Raw genomic sequence first — 4,367 nt, 5'->3', positions numbered from 1 at the left:
GCCAAGCGGTCTTAGGAAGACAAATATGTCTGGCAACTCCTTGGCTCACAGAACGACATGGCTACGATCCGACTTAGACCGTGGCGGTTCTCCATCAGCCCGTGCCCGATGAAGCACAGCTTCGTCTCCTTGCCTTTGCCCTTGCGATACAGCCTGGCGTCTGGATCGGTGGTCGAAGCATGGGTGTCATTCGAGCGTTTCTGGCCGTGGAAGTCCGCATCAGCATTGCGGCCGCCTTGCGCCGGCGGCTCGCCGGAGCCGTCCTTCGGCTTGACACTCTTCATCGAGGCCCAGGCCTCGATCAGCGTGCCATCGACCGAGAAGTGATCACTCGACAGCAGCTTCTTCACCCTGGGCTGCGCCAGCACCGCCGCCAGGAACTTCGCCGCGATGTCGCCTTCCAGCAGCCGGTCGCGGTTCTTCGAGAACACCGAATGGTCCCAGGCTGCGTCATCGACGCCGATGCCGACGAACCAGCGGAACAGCAGGTCGTATTCCAGCCGCTCCATCAGAAGCCGCTCCGAGCGGATCGAATAAAACGCCTGCAACAGCATCGCCCGCAGCAGCTTCTCCGGCGGGATCGACGGCCTCCCAATCGGCGAATAGAGCGCGGCAAACTCGCGCTCCAGCTCTGACAGCGCCTCGTTCACAATCCTCCGGATCGCTCGCAGCGGATGATCACGCCGTACCCGTGCCTCCAGGTCGACGTAGCTGAACAACTCGCCCGTTCGATTATCGCCACCGCGCACGCCCCGTCTCCGAATCTCGTCGGAGCCAATGAATCACGCTCGCCGGTTGGCGGCGAGTACCTTTTTCAACAGCCTGCTAGATCGGACGCTGAGCAAAAACGCGGAGCATCGACGCAATTCGTCGCGTCATTTGACGCGACGAAATCGTGTGACCTTGCGAATCCATCAACTATGCGTTGCGTTCCAGCGTGGCCGAGCAGTTATCGGCCGTCGTTGGATAAGGCTTCGTATACGCTGCGTCCAGTGAAGCGTGCAATTGCCGAGGAACTCTCCTTGCGAGCTCCCGCCAAGATATGGATGTGCTGTTTTGCTGCGTATTGACACTTGTTCGACGATCAAAGTGCTTGAATCGACCGTAGCGTCAGGTTGTAGGCAGTGCCAAGCAGGATCTGCCGCCTTTGCAGAAATGTCATGTTGGGGACTACGTCGCGAATGTCACAAGCTTAAACACAATACCTAAATTGGGCTCCGTCCGCTGCAAATGCAGCCAGCCTGCGTTGCGTTTTGATCGTGGCAGCAAGGCCTGACACCCGATGCAACGATGAGTCGGAAGTCCCGCAAATGACGCCGGCCGCTCGTGTCGATGCGGGCGACCTACTTTCCTAAACAGACAATACTTGCGAGGCAAAGAACAATACTGAAGGTTATGCAGCTTAAGAGAGTTCTGTTGAGCCAAAAGCGACGAACGGGTTGGGCTTACCGCGCGCCTCGCCATGCCACCGCCCTTGTTGCGATCGCAGCCACGTGGGTCACGGGATACGCTAGCGCGCGAGAACGAAGATTGGAAGAGATCTTGACGTCTTGCAGACCAGACGTGATGCGATTCTGTGACCGTTTTACGGGGCGTAGCGATATGGACGCGGCCATGTTTTGTCTTAGGGACAATTTCAAAGGCTTGCGTGTCGAATGTCGCCGCGTGATGCCAACCGCGGCGGAGAGAAACGTTGGGCCGAAAAAACGAGGCGTCAACAACGTTCCGATCCTGCATCGAGAGTGAGGCATCGGAGCGGGGGTGTTTCTCCAAAATGCTCGCATTAACTGCCGATCGAGATCCGGAAGGAATCGGTTGATGCCGTTGCGGCGTTCTCAACGAGCGTTTCAGTGGATTCACTTGAACTGATGGGACTGCTTTTGGTTGAGTTCACTGAAGGGCTCAAGACCAGAGGAAATGCGGTCGTCAAGAGCCGTTCAAAGGCGGAAAGCTGCTCAAGCAGACGCTTCTCAACGGCAGCACTCTCCTCGCGAGGCAGTTCCGTCTTAAGCAATCTACGACAGCGCCAGATCTCGTTTCGTACCCATCTGATTTCACTTAATCTATCATCAATCGAAGTCATCACAGATGCAGTTCACTTGGGCATTGAAGGTACAACGCGTACGCGTCAGCACTGCGTAGTCGCTCCGTCGGCATTCATGCCGACGGAGTTGTACCTGTGCGATTCGTCGCCATTGCTTGGCGGATGTGGCGAGCGGTTCGATGTATTCAAGACTGTTATCAACCGATATCACCTTACGCTGGGGGCGTGACCGGAATTTGCTGCGGATTGCTGCGGGTTTTCGGCGCTACGATCGTCCGGGTTGAGGAATTCCTGCGTTCCAGGGGCGATCGATGTTGCCCCCCAGCGGCGTGTGCAGCGTCATTGCACTCTCGCGGTTTCCTTGACTGGTCAGTGTCGTTGGCCGTCGCACCATTACAAGCGTTTCCCAACGAGCATGTCTATGGGTAAGGTGCGCGCGCTCACCAACATCCCGGAAAGGGCATGGCGGCAATGTTTTCTTCCATAGATAAAACGAGCGTTACCGCGATATCCGGGGCGCGCCCCGATAGAACGAAGCGCGGGAGCGAGCGCAGGACCTCACTGGGTGAATGTCACTCGAAATCGTGTCGAACTGAATGGACGCCCCATTGCTAGCCGCTGCGATAGTCGGCTGGGCAACGCCACGCTTCGATACCAATTTAGTAGCTTGAACCCCACGCTGCGTCAGGTTGTAGTCTCGCAAAGACAAACGCAGGCAGGACGGGCGTCGAATGGTTCAGCATGATCGGACAGGGATGGCTTCCTAATTGCCGACATTGTCGCTTGCGGGCCATGGGCAGGACCTTGGGTCCATCGGCGGGGAGGGGGCTGCTGTGCTGGCCGTTGTCAATCGCGCTGCAACAACCGGAGCCGTGATATGTCATGAGGTGATGGAGTGATGCGCGCAGCAGGATGTCTCTGACAACTGCTTTAATCACGTTTCCTCGCTGTGCAGTGAGGGCCCGCCGAGTGAACAGCCGGCCCTCGCAAGAGATGCTTCAACTGCGTAGGCGGTAAACATTCAGCCATAAGCGGTGACTAGTCGCATTGAGCTTGTGGCTGGACAAGGCGCCGCGGTGAAAGCTCGGAAGATCCCATGTCTACTCAAGCCAATCTGACGACGGCGCTAAGCGAGATCGATTGTGCTCGCGACATCGTTGAATTCTCAACTGTGGTGGTTGCGCGCGACAAGCAGCTGCGCAAGGCGGACCATCCGGTCTTTCTGCAAAAGGCTGCGCTTGAGTTTCAGTCTAGATTCCTGCCGAATTTCGAGGAAAGCATCCGTGCCGGGAGATCGTGGGGATATGCCACGACATGCAATGCGGTGAGCCGGAAGGCCGGAGGTCAGGTCGGCCGGGACGTTTGCGAAAGAATAGCTTCTCGCGTGTCGCTGCTTGACCATGCGCTGATTGGAAAAATCGGGATAAGAGCCCTTTCCATATTCGCCGCATCATTCGGTCGGCATTCCAACAGAGCAGAATGTCGCAAAGGGGCGATCAGAATAGCGAAGTTTTGTCGCGAGGAAAGCAGGCCGCTTCAAGAGTTGAACAATCTGAGCCTGGCGGCGCTGATAAACGGCTTCAGCAAATGGCCGGAAGAAGCAGACTTTCGCCAGGCGGCGGTTGCAATTGCGGGCGATGTCATTCGGCGCGCAGGCCGCCATCACCAACTCTCCGACTTTACACAGCAAGGATTGGTGAGCCTGGTCAACGGATTCAGCAAGTGGCCGGATGAGGCGGCTTCGCGCCAAGCAGCAGCCACGCTTGCACTCGAAATTCTGCATCGTTCCGGCAGGCTCTGCGAGTTTCCTCAGCAGGGATTGGCCATCCTGGTGAACGGTTTCAGCAAGTGGCCGGAAGAGCTGGCGTGTGGTCAAGTCACGATTGCGATCGCAGGCGAAGTTCTTCGTCGGGTCGCCCGGTTTCATGAGTTTGGCGAGCAGGATCTGGCAAATTTGGTGAATGGCTTTAGTAAATGGCCGGATGAGGCAGTCTCTCGTCAAGCCACAATCGCGATCGCAAGTGAGCTCCTGCACCGTGCTGACCAACTTCCTCACTATAGCCAACAAGGACTGGCAAACTTGGTGAACGGGTTTTGCAAATGGCCTGAAGATGCGACCTGTCGTAAAGCTGCAATTGCGATCGCTGGTGAGGTACTTTGGCGTGCTGTCCAGCTCCCCGATCAGTCGGAGGCCAAGCGGTCTTAGGAAGACAAATATGTCTGGCAACTCCTTGGCTCACATAGTCCGGGAGGCCAAGCGGTCTTAGGAAGACAAATATGTCTGGCAACTCCTTGGCTCACAGAACGACATGGCTACGATCCG

At 56.9% G+C, this 4,367-nt stretch carries 2 protein-coding genes and 1 pseudogene; 2 read left to right on the top strand and 1 reads right to left on the bottom strand.

Annotated elements, in window-relative coordinates; translation table 11 throughout:
• Positions 1 to 74 precede the first annotated feature (74 nt).
• Positions 75 to 749: pseudogene (locus tag QJT82_RS45060) on the bottom strand (IS5 family transposase); the annotation flags it as partial.
• A gap of 1,101 nt (positions 750 to 1,850) precedes the next feature.
• Here QJT82_RS45060 and QJT82_RS45055 point away from each other — a divergent pair.
• Positions 1,851 to 2,273: a hypothetical protein gene (locus QJT82_RS45055; RefSeq protein WP_155258682.1), complete on the top strand. Its 423-nt coding sequence runs from the start codon at positions 1,851 to 1,853 to the stop codon at positions 2,271 to 2,273.
• Positions 2,274 to 3,140: 867 nt separating this feature from the next.
• The gene (locus QJT82_RS45050; RefSeq protein ID WP_281446719.1) at positions 3,141 to 4,250 is read left to right on the top strand and encodes a hypothetical protein; all 1,110 of its coding nucleotides are present in this window, start codon (positions 3,141 to 3,143) and stop codon (positions 4,248 to 4,250) included.
• Positions 4,251 to 4,367: the final 117 nt, after the last annotated feature.

The sequence above is a fragment of the Bradyrhizobium sp. Mp19 genome (genome assembly GCF_029952935.1).
GTDB classification, from domain to species: Bacteria; Pseudomonadota; Alphaproteobacteria; order Rhizobiales; family Xanthobacteraceae; genus Bradyrhizobium; species Bradyrhizobium elkanii.
Note: the sequence above shows the minus strand (reverse complement) of the source record. Positions and strands in the feature narration are given on the sequence as shown.

Excerpts from the sequence above, each read along its gene's own strand:
- QJT82_RS45050 (WP_281446719.1), top strand. The coding sequence starts at position 3,141 with ATGTCTACTCAAGCCAATCTGACGACGGCGCTAAGCGAGATCGATTGT.